The organism is Streptomyces sp. NPDC046716 (assembly GCF_040645755.1).
Taxonomy (GTDB): Bacteria; Actinomycetota; Actinomycetes; order Streptomycetales; family Streptomycetaceae; genus Streptomyces.
On record NZ_JBEYYU010000034.1, the window covers coordinates 78,910 to 98,059 of the forward strand.

Annotated in this window: 12 protein-coding genes; 9 read left to right on the forward strand and 3 right to left on the reverse strand. The window is 72.6% G+C overall.

All coding sequences use genetic code 11. The features are described 5' to 3' along the window. Positions 1 to 6 precede the first annotated feature (6 nt). The 3 genes from ABZ930_RS24720 to ABZ930_RS24730 all read left to right on the forward strand — a co-directional run bounded on the left by ABZ930_RS24720 (position 7) and on the right by ABZ930_RS24730 (position 3,694). Complete coding sequence (locus ABZ930_RS24720; RefSeq protein WP_361551515.1) at positions 7 to 198, forward strand: hypothetical protein; 192 nt, start codon at positions 7 to 9, stop codon at positions 196 to 198. 149 nt (positions 199 to 347) lie between these two features. Continuing rightward, complete coding sequence (locus ABZ930_RS24725) at positions 348 to 3,410, forward strand: AAA family ATPase (RefSeq protein ID WP_361551557.1); 3,063 nt, start codon at positions 348 to 350, stop codon at positions 3,408 to 3,410. A gap of 77 nt (positions 3,411 to 3,487) precedes the next feature. After that, the gene (locus ABZ930_RS24730) at positions 3,488 to 3,694 is read left to right on the forward strand and encodes a DUF6191 domain-containing protein (RefSeq protein WP_361551518.1); all 207 of its coding nucleotides are present in this window, start codon (positions 3,488 to 3,490) and stop codon (positions 3,692 to 3,694) included. Here ABZ930_RS24730 and ABZ930_RS24735 read toward each other — a convergent pair. Then, the gene (locus ABZ930_RS24735) at positions 3,687 to 4,856 is read right to left on the reverse strand and encodes a PQQ-dependent sugar dehydrogenase (protein ID WP_361551521.1); all 1,170 of its coding nucleotides are present in this window, start codon (positions 4,854 to 4,856) and stop codon (positions 3,687 to 3,689) included. The two genes, ABZ930_RS24730 and ABZ930_RS24735, sit on opposite strands and share 8 nt — an antisense overlap. A gap of 118 nt (positions 4,857 to 4,974) precedes the next feature. Next, a complete protein-coding gene (locus tag ABZ930_RS24740) occupies positions 4,975 to 5,988 on the reverse strand; it encodes an aldo/keto reductase (protein ID WP_361551524.1) in 1,014 nt (337 codons plus the stop codon). A 76-nt stretch (positions 5,989 to 6,064) separates the two neighbouring features. Here ABZ930_RS24740 and ABZ930_RS24745 point away from each other — a divergent pair, with 76 nt between their 5' ends. The 6 genes from ABZ930_RS24745 to serA all read left to right on the forward strand — a co-directional run bounded on the left by ABZ930_RS24745 (position 6,065) and on the right by serA (position 15,937). Continuing rightward, positions 6,065 to 7,003 carry a 2-hydroxyacid dehydrogenase gene (locus ABZ930_RS24745; RefSeq protein ID WP_361551527.1) on the forward strand — a complete coding sequence of 313 codons (939 nt, stop codon included), beginning with the start codon at positions 6,065 to 6,067 and terminating at the stop codon, positions 7,001 to 7,003. 536 nt (positions 7,004 to 7,539) lie between these two features. Beyond that, entirely contained in the window at positions 7,540 to 10,311 is a 2,772-nt protein-coding gene (locus ABZ930_RS24750; protein ID WP_361551560.1) for an EAL domain-containing protein, read from the forward strand. A gap of 254 nt (positions 10,312 to 10,565) precedes the next feature. Then, positions 10,566 to 12,416, forward strand: coding sequence for an acetolactate synthase large subunit (locus ABZ930_RS24755; RefSeq protein WP_361551530.1), 1,851 nt, complete (start codon positions 10,566 to 10,568; stop codon positions 12,414 to 12,416). Positions 12,417 to 12,442: 26 nt separating this feature from the next. Then, the gene (gene ilvN / locus ABZ930_RS24760) at positions 12,443 to 12,970 is read left to right on the forward strand and encodes an acetolactate synthase small subunit (RefSeq protein WP_361551533.1); all 528 of its coding nucleotides are present in this window, start codon (positions 12,443 to 12,445) and stop codon (positions 12,968 to 12,970) included. 95 nt (positions 12,971 to 13,065) lie between these two features. Next, the gene (gene ilvC / locus ABZ930_RS24765; RefSeq protein WP_018531298.1) at positions 13,066 to 14,067 is read left to right on the forward strand and encodes a ketol-acid reductoisomerase; all 1,002 of its coding nucleotides are present in this window, start codon (positions 13,066 to 13,068) and stop codon (positions 14,065 to 14,067) included. Between the two features lie 268 nt (positions 14,068 to 14,335). Next, the gene (gene serA, locus ABZ930_RS24770; protein ID WP_361551536.1) at positions 14,336 to 15,937 is read left to right on the forward strand and encodes a phosphoglycerate dehydrogenase; all 1,602 of its coding nucleotides are present in this window, start codon (positions 14,336 to 14,338) and stop codon (positions 15,935 to 15,937) included. A 45-nt stretch (positions 15,938 to 15,982) separates the two neighbouring features. On the opposite strand, the gene ABZ930_RS24775 is transcribed toward serA, so the two are convergent. Then, on the reverse strand, positions 15,983 to 18,934 hold the full coding sequence (locus tag ABZ930_RS24775; RefSeq protein ID WP_361551539.1) for an AAA family ATPase: 2,952 nt from the start codon (positions 18,932 to 18,934) through the stop codon (positions 15,983 to 15,985). Positions 18,935 to 19,150 lie beyond the last annotated feature (216 nt).

Genomic DNA, 19,150 nt, shown 5'->3' on the forward strand with positions numbered 1-19,150 from the left:
GACGAGATGTTCGAGTACGAGATGCACCAGATCCGCTCCGCCGAACTCATCCGGCAGGCCGAGGAGCACCGCCGGCTGCGGGCGGCCCGCGCGGCCCGCAAGGCCCGCAGGGCGGAGCGGAGTTCCAGCGCCATGGACGCGGAGGGGCCGGTGAGTACCGGCGGTCCGCATCGCACGCGCTTCGCCCGTACGGCGTGAACACGGTGCCCCGCACGGGGAGCCGGGCGGAAGGGGAGGACGGCACGGCGGCCGTCCTCCCCTTCTCGTCGTTCACGGAGGGCTCGTCGCTCTCGGAGGGCTCGTCGCTCTCGGCAGAAAAAGGCGCCGGGCTGTCAGACGCGTGTGCGATGCTCGGCGACGTGGAGACCAGGTCCGTCAGCCCGGTGTTCGTCGGCCGCGCCGACGAACTCGGCATATTGCACACCGCCCTCGGCCGCGCCGCCGCCGGCGAGCCGCAGGCCCTGCTGCTCGGCGGGGAGGCCGGAGTCGGCAAGACCCGGCTCGTCGAGGAGTTCGCCGCGAGCGCCTGCGCGCGCGGCGCCGTCGTCGTCACCGGCGGCTGCGTCGAGATCGGCGCCGACGGCCTGCCGTTCGCCCCCTTCTCCACCGCGCTGCGCGCCCTGCGCCGCGCCCTGCCCGAGGAGCTGGACCGCTCCGCCGCGGGACGCGAGGACGAACTGGCCCGCATCCTGCCGGAACTGGGCGACGGCCTGACCCGTCAGCGCGACGGCCGTGACGGCCGCGGCGACGAGAGCGCCACCGCCCTGCTCTTCGAACTGACCGCCCGCCTCCTCGAACAGGTCGCCGCCGAGCACACCGTCGTGGTCGTCCTGGAGGACCTGCACTGGGCGGACGCCTCCACCCGCCACCTGCTCGCGTACCTCTTCCGCACCCTGCGCAGCGGCCGCCTCGCCGTCGTCGCCACCTACCGCGCGGACGACGTGCACCGCCGCCACCCGCTGCGCCCCCTGCTCGCCGAGCTGGACCGGCTGCGCACCGTCACCCGGATCGAACTGGCCCGGCTCACCCGCGACGAGGTGGCCCGCCAGATCGCCGGGATCATCGCCGCCGAACCCGAGCGCTCGGTCGTCGACGACATCTTCCGCCGCTCCGACGGCAACGCCTTCTTCGTCGAGGAACTGGCCGTCTCCGCGGCCGAGGGCTGCGCCACCGGCCTCACCGACTCCCTGCGCGACGTCCTGCTGGTCCGCGTCGAATCACTGCCCGAGTCCGCCCAGCGCATCGCCCGGATCTGCGCCGAGGGCGGCTCCACCGTCGAGTACCCGCTGCTCGAAGCCGTCGCCGGGCTCGGCGCCGACGAGCTCATCGAGGCGCTGCGCGCCGCCGTCGGAGCCAACATCCTGCTCGCCACCCCGGACGGGGACGGCTACCGCTTCCGCCACTCCCTGGTCCGCGAGGCGGTCAGCGACGACCTGCTGCCCGGCGAGCGCTCCCGCATCAACCGCCGTTACGCGGAGGCCCTGGAGGCCGACCCGGCCCTCGTCCCCGCCGACTCCCGCGTGATGCGCCTGGCCAGCTACTGGTACCACGCCCACGACGCGGCCAAGGCGCTGCCCGCCGTCCTCGACGCCTCCGTGGAGGCCCGCCGCCGGCACGCCTACTCCGAGCAACTGCGGCTCCTGGAGCGGGCGATGGAGCTGTGGGACGGGACACCGGAGGAGATCCGCTCCGCGCTGCCCATGGGCGACTACTCCTCGGCCTACCGTTCCTGCGGCTGCGACCCCGACGAGACCCGGCTCGGCTTCCTCGACCTGATGGCCGAGGCCGCCGACGCGGGCCGGCTGTGCGGGGAACGGGAACGCTCCCTGAAGATCGGCAAGCGCGCGATCCGCATCCTGGAGGACGCCGCGGCCGACGGCGCGGACGATCCGCTGCTCGCCGCCTGGTTCTGGCTGCAGCGCTCGCGGATCATCTCCCACATCGCCCGTGGCAACGGCTGGGACGAGATCGCCAAGGCGCAGGAGCTGGTCCGCGGACTGCCCCCGTCCGCCGTGCACGCCGAGGTCCTGGCGCACGCCGCCGCCTGGGGCATGCTGCACCGCCCGGGCGCCGAGACCCTGGCCGCCGCCGAGCGGGCCGTGGAGTACGCCCGCATGGTCGGCGACCAGGAGGTCGAGCTGCACGCCCGCCTGGTGCGCGGCGGCCTCCTCGTCGACGCGGGCTCCGTCGAGCAGGGCTTCGCCGAGCTGTACGAGGTGCGCGAGCGCTCCATGGAGCTGGGCCTGATGGCCCGGATCAACAACGTGAACGTCAACCTGCCCTCCGCCCTGGAGAGCGCGGGCCGCTCCGCCGAGTCCGTGCGCATCTGCGACGAGGGCATCGCCTTCTACCACCGCCACGGCCTCACCGACACCAAGGGCTGGATCGTCTCCAACAAGTCCGAGTCCCTGGTCTCCCTGGGCCGCTGGGACGAGGCCGTCGAGGCCGCCGGATGGGCCCGCGACTTCTGCCTGAGCGACAAGCCGCGCGCCACCTCCGTGACCCAGCTGGCCGCCGTCGCCGTCGGGCGCGGCGCCTTCCAGGAGGCGGCCCGGCAGCTCGCCGCCGCGCAGCGCTACATCGGCACCCACGATCCCCAGCCGCAGTACGACCTGCCGATCGCCCATCGCGCCATCGAGCTGGCCGTCGCCCAGGGCCGCCTGCTCGACGCCCGTGCCGAACTGGCCCGGATCGTCGACGCCGGACTGCCGCCCTCCAGCCAGCGCTATCTGTGGCCGATGCTGCGCACCGCCGCCGAGGCGGAGGCCGACGCCCGGGGACTGCCCGCCGCCGACGCCGGACGCGCCGAGGCCCTCGCCCGGATCCGGACCGCCGCCAAGCACCAGGCCACCCCCGTCCCGGTCTGGCTCGCCCACGACCAGTGGGTCCGCACCGAGCTGCTGCGCGCCGAGGCCCGCGACACCCCCGAGGACTGGTCGGCCACCGTCACCGTCCTCGAACCCCTCGACCGCCCCTACGACCTGGCCCGCGCCCGGCACCGGCTCGCCGCGTCGCTGCTGGCCCGCGCCGAGGACGACGACCGGGACCGCGCCACCGAGCTGCTCCGCCTCGTCGCCGCGGTCGCGAGCCACCTCGGGGCCCGCCCGCTCGCCGAGTCCGTCGCCCTGCTCGCCCAGCGCGCCCGCATCGGTCTCACCCGCGACGTGCCGCCCCGGGACGCCCCCGCCGACCCCGCCGAGGAGCTGGGCCTGACCAGCCGCGAGCGCGATGTGCTGCGCCTGGTCGCCGCGGGCCGCAGCAACCGGCAGATCGCCGAGGAGCTGTTCATCTCGCCGAAGACCGCCAGCGTCCACGTCTCCAACATCCTGGCCAAGCTGGGCGTGGCCGGCCGCGGCGAGGCCGCCGCGCTCGCCCACCGGCTGCGTCTCTTCCCGGCCGTCCGGGGCTGAGGCCGTCGCCGGGCCCTCCCGTACGCTGGACGGCGGAGCCCGGCCGCACGAGCCAGGGGAGGCGCACCGTGTTCAACATGTTCGAGGAACTGTTCTCGCCCGGCCGCAAGCACACGAACGACGAGCGCAAGCGGCTGGAGCTGACCCGCGTCGACCTCAACGACGGCGACCCGGGCCGCGGCCCGATAGACCTCACCTCGGGCAAGGTCGTCGTCCGCCCACCGCGCCCGGAGACCCCCGCCGACGCCGACGCCGACACCGAGGCTGACGACGACGTCAGCTGACCTTCAGCTCCAGGATCCGGTCGTCCCCCTTGCCGGGCGTGCCCCTGCTGTCCGTCTCGCTCGTCACCAGCCACAGCTTGTCGCCGCCCGCCGCGACCACCGTGCGCAGCCGCCCGTACTCGCCCTTGAGGAAGGCCTGCGGATCGTGCGCCGCCTTCGTGCGGTCCAGCGGCACCCGCCACAGCCGCTCGCCCCGCAGGCCCGCCATCCAGATCGACCCCTTCGCATACGCGATCCCGCTGGGCGAGGCCTCCGAGGTGCGCCACTGGGCGATCGGGTCGTGGTACTCGGCGTCGTCGCTCTTCCCCTCGGCGTCCGGCCAGCCGTAGTCGTCACCGGCCACGATGTCGTTCAGCTCGTCCCAGGTGTCCTGGCCGAACTCGGAGGCCCACAGCCGCTTGTCCGAGTCCCAGGCGAGCCCCTGCACATTGCGGTGCCCGTACGAGTACACGGGGGAGTCGCCGAAGGGATTGCCCGGCGCGGGCCGCCCCTCCGGGGTCAGCCGCAGGATCTTGCCGCCCGTGGACTTCCGGTCCTGCGCCAGCTCGGTGCGGTACGTCTCGCCGGTCCCGACGTAGAGCAGCCCGTCGGGGCCGAACGCGATCCGGCCGCCGTTGTGGTTCGTGCCCTTGGGGATGCCCTTGAACACCGTGTCCGGCGCGCCGAGCTGCTCGCCCGCGGGCTTCTTCTCGTCGTAGATCATGCGCGCGACGCGGTTGTCCGACGCCGTCGTGAAGTACGCGTAGACCATGTGGTCCGAGGCGAAGTCGGGGGAGAGGGCGAGGCCGAGGAGGCCGCCCTCGCCGGCCGGGGCCACCCCGGGCACCGAGCCCAGCTCCGTCTTCTTCCCGGTGTCCGTGTCCACCCGGGTGATCGTGCCCTCGTCGCGGGACGAGACGAGCAGCCCGTCCTCGGGCAGCGGGGCGAGCCCCCACGGTGACTTCAGGTTCTCGGTGACCGTGCGCACCACGCGCACCGAGCCCTTCGCCGGAGGCACGGCGCCCGGGGACGCGGACGCGCCGGGCGTGTCCGCACCGGACCGGCCGGTCGGGGTTCTGCTCTCACCCGGGTTGCCGTCGTTCCCGGACGAGCAGCCCGCCGAGAGAAGGAGCGCGGCGCAGGCGGCCAGGGCGAGTGCGGGCCGGACAGCTGGACGTGGCACGGTCGGGTCCCTTCGACGCGGGATGCGCGGGATGCGCGCGGTTCTCCTGTTCATACTCCGCGCACGCCGCCCGGGTTCCCGATCTCCGCGCACGGAACCCGGCCGGACCCGCGACGGGTCAGTCCCAGGAGCCCCGCGCCGGGGGCAGCCCCGCGATCTCCGCCAGATCGGCGTCCGTCAGCGACAGATGTGCCGCCGCCGCGTTCTCGGCCGCCCAGCGCTCGTGCTTCGTACCCGGTACGGGGATCACGGTGCGCCCGTGCGACAGCACCCAGGCCAGCGCCACCTGGGCGGGCGTCACGTCCGCGCCGTGCCGCGCCGCGACCCGGCGCAGCCCCGCCACGACCGGCTGGTTCGCGGCCATCATCTCGGCGGTGAAGCGCGGGTGCCGGGCCCGTACGTCGTCGGGCTCGAAGCCCTGGCCCGGGGTGAGCGTCCCGCTCAGGAAGCCGTTGCCCAGCGGCATCGCCGCCAGGAACCCCACACCGCGCGTGGCGCACCACGGCAGCAGCGCGGCGAGCGCCTCCGGAGACCACACCGACAGCTCGGCCATCACCGCGCTCACCGGGAAGACCTGCTGGATCCGCTCCAGCTGCCGAATCGTTCCGGCGTGCAGCCCGGCACGGCCGTCGCGGCGCGTGGCCCGCGCCCCCACCGCGCACAGGCCGAGCGCGCGCACCTTGCCGGCGCTCACCAGCTCGGCCATCGCGCCCCAGGTCTCCTCGACGGGCACCTCGGGGTCCGCGCGGTGCAGTTGGTACAGGTCGATACGGTCCGTCTGGAGCCGCCGGAGCGACGCGTCGCAGGCCCGCCGCACATATCCCGGGCGGCCGTTGGCGACGATGTGCTGCTCGCCGACGAGCAGCCCCACCTTGGTCGACACGAAGGCGTCCGCACGCCGCTCCTTGAGGACCCGGCCGAGCAGCAGCTCATTGGTGAACGGCCCGTACATGTCCGCCGTGTCGAGCAGCGAGCACCCCCGGTCCAGCGCCGTGTGCACCGCCCGCAGGGACTCCTCCCCGCGCCGCCGCGAGCCGGTGTACGCCCAGTTCATCGGCATGCAACCGAGTCCGACCGCGCCCACCTCGAGCGCCGCGGCGCCGATCGCCCGGCGCGCACCTCCTGGCTCCACGTGCCCGTGACCCTCCCTCGCTGAGGCCCCCAACCTAACCTCTGCTCCCCCGACGCTCTGACATAGCCTCCTGACCATGACTGGTGATGTATGGCTCCCCTTCCCCGCGGACGAGGTTCCCGGGCTTCCCGAAGGGCTCAACTACCGCTTCTGGGACGGTGACTCCGACTTCCCGGCGGACCCGGCCGACTGCGCGTTCTACGTCGTTCCGTACGCGAAGGGCGCCGAGGTCTCCGTACGCCCGCTGCCGCGGATGAGCGCCGTCCACACGGTCCAGACCCTCACCGCGGGGGTGGACCACGTGCAGGGCGGGCTCAAGTACCTGCGTCCCGGGGTGCAGTTGTGCAACGCGCGCGGTGTGCACGACGCCAGCACCGCCGAACTCGCGCTCACCCTCACCCTCGCCTCGCTGCGCGGCATTCCGGACTTCGTGCGCGGCCAGGAGCGCGGGGAGTGGAGGTCCGGATTCCGCCCGGCGCTCGCCGACCGGACCGTGCTCATCCTGGGCTACGGCGCCATCGGCAGCGCCATCGAGGACCGGCTCGTCCCGTTCGAGGTCGCGCGGGTGGTGCGCGTCGCGCGCTCCGCCCGCACCACGGAGCGCGGTCCCGTGCACGCGCTCGCCGACCTGCCCGGCCTGCTGCCCGAGGCCGACGTCGTCATCGTCGTCACCCCGCTCACCGAGGACACCCGCGGCCTCGTGGACGCGGACTTCCTGGCCCGCCTCAAGGACGGCGCGCTGCTGGTGAACGTCGGTCGCGGCCCCGTGGTCGACACCAAGGCGCTCCTCGCGGAGGTCGACAACGGCCGGATCCTCGCGGCCCTGGACGTCACCGACCCCGAACCGCTGCCCCGGGAGCACCCGTTGTGGCAGGCTCCGGGAGTGCTCATCTCCCCGCACGTCGGCGGACCCACGTCCGCCTTCCTGCCCCGCGCCAAGAGACTGCTCGCCGCTCAGCTCAACCGGTTCGCGGAGGGAAAGCCCCTCGACAACCTCGTCCTCACCGTCGGCTGACAGCCGTTGCAGGCGTCCCGGCGGCCCCACGGATCCCTTCCGTGCGGCCGCCCGACCCCGGGCGCTGACGCTCCGCGCCCGCCCGGCTGCACCCCGTGCCGCCATCGTCGCTGGTCGTCACGGAGAGTAGAGGAACTATGTCCCTGAGTGACGAGACTGGTGTATCGTCCCGACTGGGGCAGCGCCGCTCGGCACCATGCGGCGCCGGGGACTTGTGACGGACTGCGAGGGGGGCGACGGGCGATGCACGGCCTATGGGCACACAATCCGACGCGGCGGGGCCGACGGCAGGTATGCCGGTCCTCACGTTCGCCCGTGCACGGGCGAAGTACCGGCTGCCGCAGGGGTCATACGTACCGGAGCGGGCCGCGCGGCGGCCGCAGAAAGCATCCGCACACCGGGCAGGGCAAGACAGACGTGGGGGCGGCCCGGCGGACCGGGGCGGGCCGGTGACCGCCAAGGCGGCGTCGGCCGCGGCGCTCGGCACCCCGCTGCGCACCGGCGGGCCGCTGCCCGCCCGGCCACCCGTGCACCGGATGGGCGCGGGCTCACAGCTGCTGCTCGTCCTGGTCTGCGCGGGATACGCCGTCGGCTCCGCGCTCGGCTGGGGCTCCGACCGGATCGCCCTGTTCATGGGCGACTTCGGGCTGAGCGTCGCCGCGGCCACCGCAGCCGTCTCGAACTTCCTGTACGCCCGCAGCCGACGCAGCCGTTTTCGACCCGCCTGGCTCCTGTTCGCCTTCTCCTCCCTCATGGCCGCCCTGGGCAACGGCGTATGGGGGTGGTACGAGTTCGTCCTCCACGAGCCCGTGCCCAGCCCCAGCCTCGCCGACCTGTTCTTCCTGTGCTTCGCGCCGCCCGCCATCATCGGTCTGCTGGTTCTCGCCAAGCGGCCGATGACGAAGGCCGGCTGGATCTGCCTCGGGCTCGACGCGTGGCTGATCGCCGGCTCCCTGATCACGCTCTCGTGGAGCCTCGCCCTCGCGCACACCGCCGAGTTCGAGGGCCAGAGCGTCAGCAGGACGGCGCTCTCCCTCGCCTATCCGCTGCTCGACATCGCGCTCGTCAGCATGGTCCTCGCCCTGCACTTCCGCCGCTCGCCCGGCAACCGCACGGCGGTGAACACGGCGATCGGCGCCCTCGCCCTCACCGTGATGTGCGACGCCCTGTTCACCTCGCCGCTGCTGCACGCCACGTACCGCTCGGGGGAGATCCTCGACGCGGGCTGGTTCGCCGGCTCGCTGCTGATGGCGTACGCGCCCTGGGTGGGCGGCGGGGCGGCGACGGCCCGGGAGGAGCACCCCGCGGGCGCGGGGCGGCGCTACCAGGTGAGCCAGACCCGGCCCATCTCGGGCTCGCTGGCCGCGCTCACGCCCTATCTGGCCGCCGCCGTCTGCACCTTGGGAATTCTCTACAACGTCCTGAACGGCCACAGCGTCGACCGGATCGTCCTCTTCACCGCCTGCACCGTCGTCCTGGCGCTCGTCGTGCGCCAGGGCATCATGCTCCTCGACAACATCACGCTCACCCAGGAGCTGGCCCAGAAGGAGAACCACTTCCGGTCCCTGGTCCAGGGCTCCAGCGACGTCATCATGATCGCCGCGCCGAACGGGGTGCTGAGATACGTCAGCCCGGCCGCCGCCGGGGTCTACGGGCGGGACGCGGAGGAGCTCGTCGGGTCCGAGCTGGCCTCGATCATCCACCCCGAGGACCTGGGGCGGGTGGTGCACGAGGTGCGCAGGTTCCTCGCCGCGAGCCAGGTCGAGGAGCCCACCACCCGGATCGAGTGCCGCTTCCGCTCCGGCACGGGCTCCTGGCTCAACGTGGAGTCCACGATCAACCGCCACCACGGCGGCCTGATCCTCAACAGCAGGGACGTGACCGAAAGGGTGCGCCTCCAGGCCCAGTTGCAGCACAACGCCGAGCACGACCCGCTCACCGACCTGCCCAACCGGGCGCTGTTCACCAAGCGGGTCAGCCAGGCCCTCACCGGGCGGCGGGCCACGGACCGCGGCACCGCCGTGCTCTTCATCGACCTCGACGGCTTCAAGCAGGTCAACGACACGATCGGCCACCAGGCGGGCGACGAGCTGCTCGTGCAGGCGGCAAGAAGGCTGGCCGACTCCGTACGTGCCTCAGACACCGCGGCTCGCCTCGGCGGTGACGAGTTCGCGGCACTGATCGTCGGCGACGGAAGCCGCGACCACACCGCCAGGGAGCAGCACATCTACGAGCTGGCCGACCGGCTGAGAATCAGGCTCTCCCAGCCCTACTCGATCGACGGGCACGACGATGTGCGCGTCGCCGCCTCCATCGGCGTCGCGTTCGCCGAGCCCGAGATCACGGCCGGCGAGCTCCTGCGCAACGCCGACCTGGCGATGTACCGAGCCAAGGCGGCCGGCAAGGGGCGCGTGGAGCTGTACGCGCCGCAGATGCAGGCCGATGTCGTCCGCAAGGCGGAGCTGGCGACCAGGCTGCGCACGGCGCTGCACGACGGCGAGTTCGCGCTGCTGCACCAGCCGGTCGTGTCGCTCGACGACGGCCGGATCACGGCGGTCGCCGCACAGGCCCGCTGGCGCTCCGCGCAGGGCATCCTGTTCACCCCCGCCGAGTTCCTGCGGGTTGCCGACGACAGCGAGCGCACCGCCGAGCTGGGGCGCTGGATGCTGGAGGAGGCCGTCGAGCAGGCCGCCGAGCGCGGGCACACCGGCCACGCCGTCCCGGTCGCCGTGCGGATCACGGCACGCAGGCTGCTGGACCGCTCCATGCCGCTCGGCTCCATCGAGGCGCTGCTGACCCGGCACGGACTGCCCTCCGGCGCGCTCATCATCGAGCTGGCCGACAGCGACCCCAGGGTGCCGCTGGACGAGCTGGAGCGGCGGCTCACCGCGCTGCGCAGGCTCGGTGTCCGGATCGCGCTGGACGGATTCGGCAGCGGCTATGCGGCCATCACGGCGCTGCGCCGACTCCCCGTCGACGTACTGAAACTGGACCGGTCGCTCGTCGAGGGCGTCGTCGAGTCGGCCCGGCTCCACAAGATCACCAGCGGGCTGCTGCGGATCGCCGGAGACCTCGGACTCACCTCCGTGGCCGACGGCGTCGACCTGCCCGAACAGGTCGTGGCGCTGCGGTCGATGGGGTGCACGCACGGGCAGGGAATGGCCTTTTCCGGGCCGCTCGACGAGTACCGGCTGCGCCGTGCGCTGGTCTCGGGGGAGTACCCGGTTCCGCTGGGTCCGATCGAGCCGGTGTTCGTGGGCGGGCCACCCCTGCGCTCACATAATGAGACTCCCGTCCCACCCACTTGACAGTGACTGGGCGCCGGGGGGAGGGTCAGTGCCATGCGCACCCGAATTCTCGTACTTGGAAAGCGCGTCGGCTGAAGCTGGGACCACCGGTTCGGACATCGGAATCCCCAGCGACCGCACCCGGCGCGCTCCCCTCGCTTGCCTCACGGCACGAGGGGTTTTTTGTTGCACCGGGACAGGCCGCACGTGTCAGACAACTCGCAACACCCTGCACAAACCTCGCAAAAACCCTCAGCATCGAGAAGAGAATGCCGATGACCGAGCAGGCCACCGGGGCCCACCATCCGCAGCCGCGGCCCCGTTCCGGAGGACAGCAGTCCGCCCCCGTCGAGCACGTCACGGGTGCGAAGTCCCTCATTCGCTCGCTTGAGGAGGTCGGGGTCGACACCGTATTCGGCATCCCCGGCGGCACGATCCTTCCGGCGTACGACCCGATGATGGACTCGAGCCGGGTGCGCCACGTGCTCGTCCGTCACGAGCAGGGCGCGGGGCACGCGGCCACCGGATACGCGCAGGCCACCGGCAAGGTCGGGGTGTGCATGGCCACGTCGGGACCGGGTGCCACCAACCTGGTGACGCCGATCGCGGACGCGATGATGGACTCCGTCCCGCTGGTCGCGATCACCGGCCAGGTCGTCTCCAAGGCGATCGGCACGGACGCCTTCCAGGAGGCGGACATCGTCGGCATCACCATGCCGATCACCAAGCACAGCTTCCTCGTCACCAAGGCCGAGGACATCCCGAAGGCGATCGCCGAGGCGTTCCACATCGCCGCCACCGGCCGCCCGGGCCCGGTCCTCGTGGACATCCCCAAGGACATCCTCCAGGCGAAGACGACGTTCACCTGGCCGCCGCAGCAGGACCTGCCCGGCTACCGCCCGGTGACCAAGCCGCACGCCAAGCAGATCCGCGAGGCCGCGAAGCTGATCACGAGTGCGAAGCGGCCCGTCCTGTACGTCGGCGGCGGCGTCATGAAGGCCGGCGCCACCGCCGAGCTGAAGGTCCTCGCCGAGCTCACCGGAGCGCCCGTCACCACCACCCTGATGGCGCTCGGTTCGTTCCCCGACAGCCACCCGCTGCACGTGGGAATGCCGGGCATGCACGGTGCGGTCACCGCCGTCACCGCGCTGCAGAAGGCCGACCTGATCGTCGCCCTCGGCGCCCGCTTCGACGACCGCGTCACCGGCAACCTGGACAGCTTCGCGCCGTTCGCCAAGATCGTCCACGCGGACATCGACCCCGCCGAGATCGGCAAGAACCGTGTCGCCGACGTGCCGATCGTGGGCGACGCCCGCGAGGTCATCGCCGACCTGATCCAGGCCGTCCAGCGGGAGCACGCCGAGGGCCACACCGGCGACTACAGCACCTGGTGGAAGGACCTCAACCGCTGGCGCGAGACCTACCCGCTCGGCTACGACCAGCCCGCGGACGGCTCGCTCTCCCCGCAGCAGGTCATCGAGCGGATCGGGCAGCTCGCCCCCGCCGACACGATCTTCGCCGCGGGCGTCGGCCAGCACCAGATGTGGGCCGCGCACTACATCCAGTACGAGAAGCCGGCGACCTGGCTGAACTCCGGCGGCGCCGGGACCATGGGCTACTCGGTCCCCGCCGCGATGGGCGCCAAGGCCGGCGCCCCGGGCCAGACCGTCTGGGCGATCGACGGCGACGGCTGCTTCCAGATGACCAATCAGGAACTGACCACCTGCGCCCTGAACAACATCCCGATCAAGGTCGCCATCATCAACAACGGCGCCCTCGGCATGGTCCGCCAGTGGCAGACGCTGTTCTACAACCAGCGCTACTCCAACACCGTGCTGCACGCGGGCCCCGACGGCGAGACCCCGCCGAACAAGGGCACCCGCATCCCGGACTTCGTCAAGCTGTCCGAGGCGATGGGCTGCTACGCCATCCGCTGTGAGCGCCCCGAGGACCTCGACAAGTGCATCGAGGAGGCGAACTCGATCAACGACCGGCCGGTCGTGGTCGACTTCATCGTCCACGAGGACGCCATGGTGTGGCCGATGGTCGCCGCCGGCACCTCCAACGACGAGATCATGGCCGCCCGGGACGTCCGCCCCGACTTCGGCGACAGCGAAGAAGACTGAGAGAGCGCAGGAGAAGGAACCTCACCATGTCCACCAAGCACACGCTCTCCGTCCTCGTCGAGAACAAGCCCGGCGTCCTCGCCCGGATCACCGCCCTCTTCTCGCGCCGCGGCTTCAACATCGACTCGCTCGCCGTCGGCGTCACCGAGCACCCCGACATCTCCCGCATCACCATCGTGGTGAATGTCGAGGACCTGCCGCTCGAACAGGTCACCAAGCAGCTCAACAAGCTGGTCAACGTCCTGAAGATCGTCGAACTGGAGCAGGGCGCCGCCGTCCAGCGCGAGCTGGTGCTCGCCAAGGTCCGCGCCGACAACGAGACGCGCTCGCAGATCGTCGAGATCGTCCAGCTCTTCCGCGCCAAGACCGTGGACGTCTCCCCGGAGGCCGTCACCATCGAGGCCACCGGCTCCAGCGACAAGCTGGAGGCGATGCTCAAGATGCTGGAACCCTTCGGCATCAAGGAACTCGTCCAGTCCGGCACCATCGCGATCGGCCGCGGCTCGCGCTCCATCACCGACCGGAGCCTGCGCGCCCTCGACCGCAGCGCGTAAACCCGCACGCCTCTCGGATACCGAGACCCCGAAACTTCACTTCCGCACCCCGCCGTACGGTGGGACGCAACACCAGCACACCAAGGAGAACCCCAGTGGCCGAGCTGTTCTACGACGACGACGCCGACCTGTCCATCATCCAGAACCGCAAGGTCGCGGTGATCGGATACGGCTCCCAGGGCCACGCCCACGCGCTGTCCCTGCGCGACTCGGGCGTCGACGTCCGCGTCGGTCTGCACGAGGGCTCCAAGTCCAAGGCGAAGGCCGAGGAGCAGGGCCTGCGCGTCGTCACCCCGTCGGAGGCCGCCGCCGAGGCCGACGTCATCATGATCCTCGTCCCGGACCCGATCCAGGCCCAGGTCTACGAGGAGTCCATCAAGGACAACCTGAAGGCGGGCGACGCCCTGTTCTTCGGTCACGGCCTCAACATCCGCTACGACTTCATCAAGCCGGCGGCCGACGTCGACGTGTGCATGGTCGCCCCCAAGGGCCCGGGCCACCTGGTGCGCCGCCAGTACGAGGAGGGCCGCGGCGTTCCGTGTATCGCGGCCGTCGAGCAGGACGCCACCGGCAAGGCCTTCGAGCTGGCGCTGTCGTACGCCAAGGGCATCGGCGGCACCCGCGCCGGCGTCATCAAGACGACCTTCACCGAGGAGACCGAGACCGACCTCTTCGGCGAGCAGGCCGTCCTCTGCGGTGGCACCGCCGCCCTGGTGAAGGCCGGTTTCGAGACGCTGACCGAGGCCGGCTACCAGCCGGAGATCGCGTACTTCGAGTGCCTCCACGAGCTGAAGCTCATCGTCGACCTCATGTACGAGGGCGGCCTGGAGAAGATGCGCTGGTCGATCTCCGAGACCGCCGAGTGGGGCGACTACGTCACCGGCCCGCGGATCATCACGGACGCCACCAAGGCCGAGATGAAGAAGGTCCTCGCCGAGATCCAGGACGGCACCTTCGCCCGCGAGTGGATGGCCGAGTACCACGGCGGCCTGAAGAAGTACAACGAGTACAAGACCGCCGACAGCGAGCACCTGCTCGAGACCACCGGCAAGGAGCTGCGCAAGCTCATGAGCTGGGTGGACAACGAGGAGGCGTAAGCCTTCGGGACGGGGCCGCGGCACACGCCGCGGCCCCGTTCTCCATGGCGCGGCCACTCGATCGTGGCCGGGTTGTCCAACCCGTCCAGCCACGGACGGGTGATCCTTCCAGGGAGGCGCAAGACCATCTCCCTGACGCCACTACACTGCTGAACTAATTCGCGTCGGGCCCACAGCGTCGTGCGTCTTCCACGCGGCCATGCACCCACCCCTCCACCGCTTGCGGCCGTCGGGACGGCCGTCCGCATTGGGACTTGTGAGGACTCACGTGAGCACTGCTGCCAACGGCAAACCCGTCGTACTCATCGCTGAAGAGCTGTCGCCCGCGACTGTCGACGCCCTGGGCCCGGACTTCGAGATCCGGCACTGCAACGGAGCGGACCGCGCGGAGCTCCTCCCCGCCATCGCCGACGTCGACGCGATCCTGATCCGCTCGGCCACCAAGGTCGACGCCGAGGCCATCGCCGCGGCGAACAAGCTGAAGGTCGTCGCCCGAGCCGGCGTCGGCCTGGACAACGTGGACGTGTCCGCCGCCACCAAGGCCGGCGTGATGGTCGTCAACGCCCCGACGTCGAACATCGTGACCGCCGCCGAGCTGGCCTGCGGCCTCCTCATCGCCACCGCGCGCAACATCCCGCAGGGCTCGCAGGCCCTCAAGGCCGGCGAGTGGAAGCGCAGCAAGTACACCGGTGTCGAGCTCGCCGAGAAGACCCTCGGTGTCGTCGGCCTCGGCCGCATCGGCGCCCTCGTCGCGCAGCGCATGTCCGCGTTCGGAATGAAGGTCGTCGCGTACGACCCGTACGTGCAGCCCGCGCGCGCCGCGCAGATGGGCGTGAAGGTCCTCTCGCTCGACGAGCTGCTCGAGGTCTCCGACTTCATCACCGTGCACCTGCCGAAGACCCCCGAGACCCTGGGCCTCATCGGCGACGAGGCGCTGCACAAGGTCAAGCCGAGCGTGCGCATCGTGAACGCCGCGCGCGGCGGGATCGTCGACGAGGAGGCGCTGTACTCGGCGCTCAAGGAGGGCCGCGTCGCCGGCGCCGGCCTCGACGTGTACGCGAAGGAGCCCTGCACGGACTCCCCGCTGTTCCAGTTCGACCAGGTCGTCTGCACCCCGCACCTCGGCGCCTCCACGGACGAGGCGCAGGAGAAGGCCGGTATCGCGGTCGCCAAGTCGGTGCGCCTCGCGCTCGCCGGCGAGCTGGTGCCCGACGCGGTGAACGTCCAGGGCGGCGTCATCGCCGAGGACGTCAAGCCGGGCCTGCCGCTCGCCGAGCGCCTCGGCCGGATCTTCACCGCGCTCGCCGGTGAGGTCGCGGTCCGCCTCGACGTCGAGGTGTACGGCGAGATCACCCAGCACGACGTGAAGGTGCTCGAACTCTCCGCGCTCAAGGGCGTGTTCGAGGACGTCGTCGACGAGACGGTCAGCTACGTGAACGCGCCGCTGTTCGCGCAGGAGCGCGGTGTCGAGGTGCGCCTGACGACCTCGTCCGAGTCGCCCGACCACCGCAACGTCGTCACGGTGCGCGGCACCCTCAGCGACGGCCAGGAGGTCTCGGTCTCCGGCACGCTGGCCGGCCCCAAGCACCTCCAGAAGATCGTCGCCGTCGGCGAGTACGACGTGGACCTGGCGCTCGCCGACCACATGGTCGTGCTGCGCTACGAGGACCGTCCGGGCGTCGTCGGCACCGTGGGCCGCGTCCTCGGTGAGGGCGGGATCAACATCGCGGGCATGCAGGTCGCCCGCGCCGACGTCGGTGGCGAGGCCCTCGCGGTCCTCACCGTCGACGACACCGTCCCGCAGAGCGTGCTGACCGAGCTGGCCGCGGAGATCGGCGCCGCCTCGGCGCGCTCCGTGAATCTCGTCTGAGAGCAGCGCAGTTGAGGGCCGGGTCACCCACGGGTGGCCCGGCCCTCAGTCGTTCTCGACCGTCTGCGGCTCGATCAGGCCCTCGCGGTAGGCGATGGCGACCGCCTCGGTGCGGCCCGCGGCGCCCAGCTTGGCGAGGATGTTCGAGACATGGACGCTCGCCGTCTTGCCGCTGATGAACAGCTCCTCGCCGATTCTCCGGTTGGTGAGCCCGCGGCCGAGCAGCCGCAGCACGTCGCTCTCCCGGGCGGTCAGCGCGGCGATGCGCTCCTCGGCGGCCGGGGCGGGGGACAGGCGGCCGCGCCGGACCAGGGCCTCCAGATCCTCGCGCAGCGGTCCGGCGCCGAGCCGCACGGCGGTCTCCAGAGCCGCGTGGGCCTGCTCGGCGGCCTCCTCGCGGCAGTCGGCGGTGAGCAGCGCCTCGGCCAGCCGCCTGCGGCAGCGCGCCAGTTCGTACGGGTCGCCGTAGCCGAACGCCGTCACGGCCCGCTCCCAGGCCGGCACGTCGGGACCGGTCGCGGCCCGGGTCCGCTCGGCCTCGGCGCGGGCCAGCCAGGCCAGGCCCTCGGGCCCCTGCGGGGTGCCGTCGTCGCTCCGGGCCGCCGTGGTCCTGGCCAGCCCCACCAGCTCATCGGCGGTCCGCGCCCAGTGCTCCGCGCCCGCCGTGTCGCCGGACAGCCGGGCGGTCTCCGCCGCGTCCGCGACCGCCGAGAGGGCCAGCGCGGCGAGTCGCACCACGACGTCGGGCAGCTCGCCCGAGGATCCTTCCGCCAGCGCCTCGATCGCGGCCCGCACCTGCCGCACGGACTCGTCGGCCGCACCGCGCAGGGCCGCCGCGTCGGTCAGCAGGATGTTCGCGGCGAGCGTCGCCATCCAGTCCGCGGGGCCGCTCAGCAGGGTGCGGGCGCCCGCGACGGCGGTGTCCAGGTCGCCGCGCGCCAGGGCGACGTACAGCGCGGGCGCGGTGGTGAACCCGCCCGCGGTCGGCAGCAGTTCGGAGTCGGCGGCGGCCGCCCGCGCGCACTCGTCCCAGCGGCCCAGCGTGTAGAGCAGCAGGGACTGGAGGTAGCGCAGCTCCAGGGCGTACGGGGAGGAGAGCAGACCGGCGCGGCGGGCGCGGTCGATGCCGTCGCCGAGCCAGGTCAGACAGGCGTCGAGGTCCCCGGACTCGTAGCAGCCGAGGGCGAGGCTGTAGAGGGCCCGCATCTCCACCCGCAGGTTCCCGGCGGTACGGGCCAGGTCACGGGCGCGCGTCAGCCGATCCCGGCCCGGCGGGGTGCGCCGGTTGTCGGGGGAGAGGCCGACCAGCGAGACCATCAGGTCGGCCTGGGCGTCGGCCAGCCGCAGCTCCTCGGCGATGCCGAGCGCCTGCCGGGCGATCCGCTCGGCGTCCTCGTCGCGGCCCACGTTCCGGGCGGCCAGGACGTGGGTGGCGGCCGCCCACACCCACGTACGGGACGGGGGCTCGGCCGGGATCAGGGCCAGCGCCTCACTGCTGTACGTGAACGCGGCCTCCAGGTGGTCGATGCGGATCAGGTTGCCCGCGAGGGTGTAGCGGACCCGAGCCGCGAGTTCGGAGTCGGTCTCCGGGCCGGCCTGGGCGAGGGCGAAACGGGTGAGCTGGACCGCGCGATGGGGGTCTCCCGCGTGGGCGGCGGCCGCCGAGGCGCGCAGGGTGAGGGCGACCGGGTCGGTGTCCGTGGGGCGTGCGGGTGCGTCCACCGCGGACCACAGGTCGAGGGCGCTCTCCAGGTGCCGCAGCTCCTCGGCGGGCGCGCCGACGCGCTGGGCGTGCCCGGCGGCTTCGAGGGAGGCGGTCAGCGCGTCGGCCAGGTCGTGGCTCTCGCGCGAGTGGTGGGCGCGCTCCGCCGCGCTCTGCGGCGGATGGCCCGGGCGGCCGAGCAGTTCGGCGAACAGTCCGTGCAGCCGGACCCGCTCGCCGGGCAGCAGATCCGCGTACACGGCCTCCCGGGTGAGGGCGTGCCGGAACGTGTACGTGCCGTCGTCGTCCGGCAGCAGCAGCTGGTGCCCGACGGCCTCGCGCAGCGCCGACTCCAGTGCTTCGAGCGGCAGTTGGACGGCGTCGCGCAGCAGCTCGTGCCCGACCCGGCGCCCGGCGACGGCCGCCGTGCGCAGTACCTGCTGCGTGGTCTCGGACAGTTGCTCGATGCGGATGAGCAGGACGTCGCCGAGGCCGCCCAGGCCCTCGTCGCCGGGGAGCGCGGCCAGCAGTTCCTCGGCGTAGAACGCGTTGCCCTCGGCGCGGTCGACGATGCGCCGGACCGTGCTGTCGGGGACCGGCGCGCCGCCCAGGGCGCGCACCAGCCGGGCCACGTCCGCGTCGGCCATCGGGCGCAGGTCGAGTCGGTCCACTGCGGGCAGTCTGATCAGCTCGGCGAGGAGCGGCCGCAGGGGGTGGCGGCGGTGCAGGTCGTCCGTGCGGTACGAGGCGAAGACCGCGAGCCGGCGGGGCGGGCCGCCGGGGCCCGGGCGCTGGAGGACGCCCCGGCTGAGCAGGAAGCGGAGCAGATCGCGGGAGGACTGGTCCGCCCAGTGCAGGTCTTCGAGGACCAGCAGCAGCGGGGTCAGATCGGCGAGGTCGGCGAGGAGGCCGGCGATGCCCTCGAAGAGCTGGAGGCGGGAGCCGGGGTCGGGGGCCGCGCCCCGGGCCGGGCCGATCAGGCGGTCCACCGCGGGGTGCGCGGCGAAGGCCGGGGCGAGGCGGTCGTCGGTGGCCGCCGCGCCGAGGATCTCGGTGAACGGCAGGTACGGCAGGCCCACGTCGCCGAGGTCCACGCAGTGGCCGGTCAGGACGGTCGTGCCGGTGGTGGCGGCGTGGGCGGCGGCCTCCGTCAGGACGCGGGTCTTGCCGACGCCCGCGTCGCCGGCGAGCAGGACGGCGCGGGGGTCGCCTGCCGCGGCTCGCTCCAGGACGCCGGTGAGCCGGGCGAGTTCGCTTTCCCGGCCGATGAACGGCGTACCGAAAGTCTGTTCCACGCGCCCATCCTGGCACGCCCGGCGCACGTCGTGGCTGGCCGCGCAGTTCCCCGCGCCCCTTGAGGGGTTGTCGTTCGTCTGCGGGCCGGTGGCCGCTTCTCGCGCAGTTCCCCGCGCCCCTGAAGCGAGCTTCGCTCGCCCAGGGGAAGGCTGCGCGCAGCGCATGCCTTCAGGGGCGTCTGCTCCGTCAAGGCCCCGCACGGCGTGTACCCGACG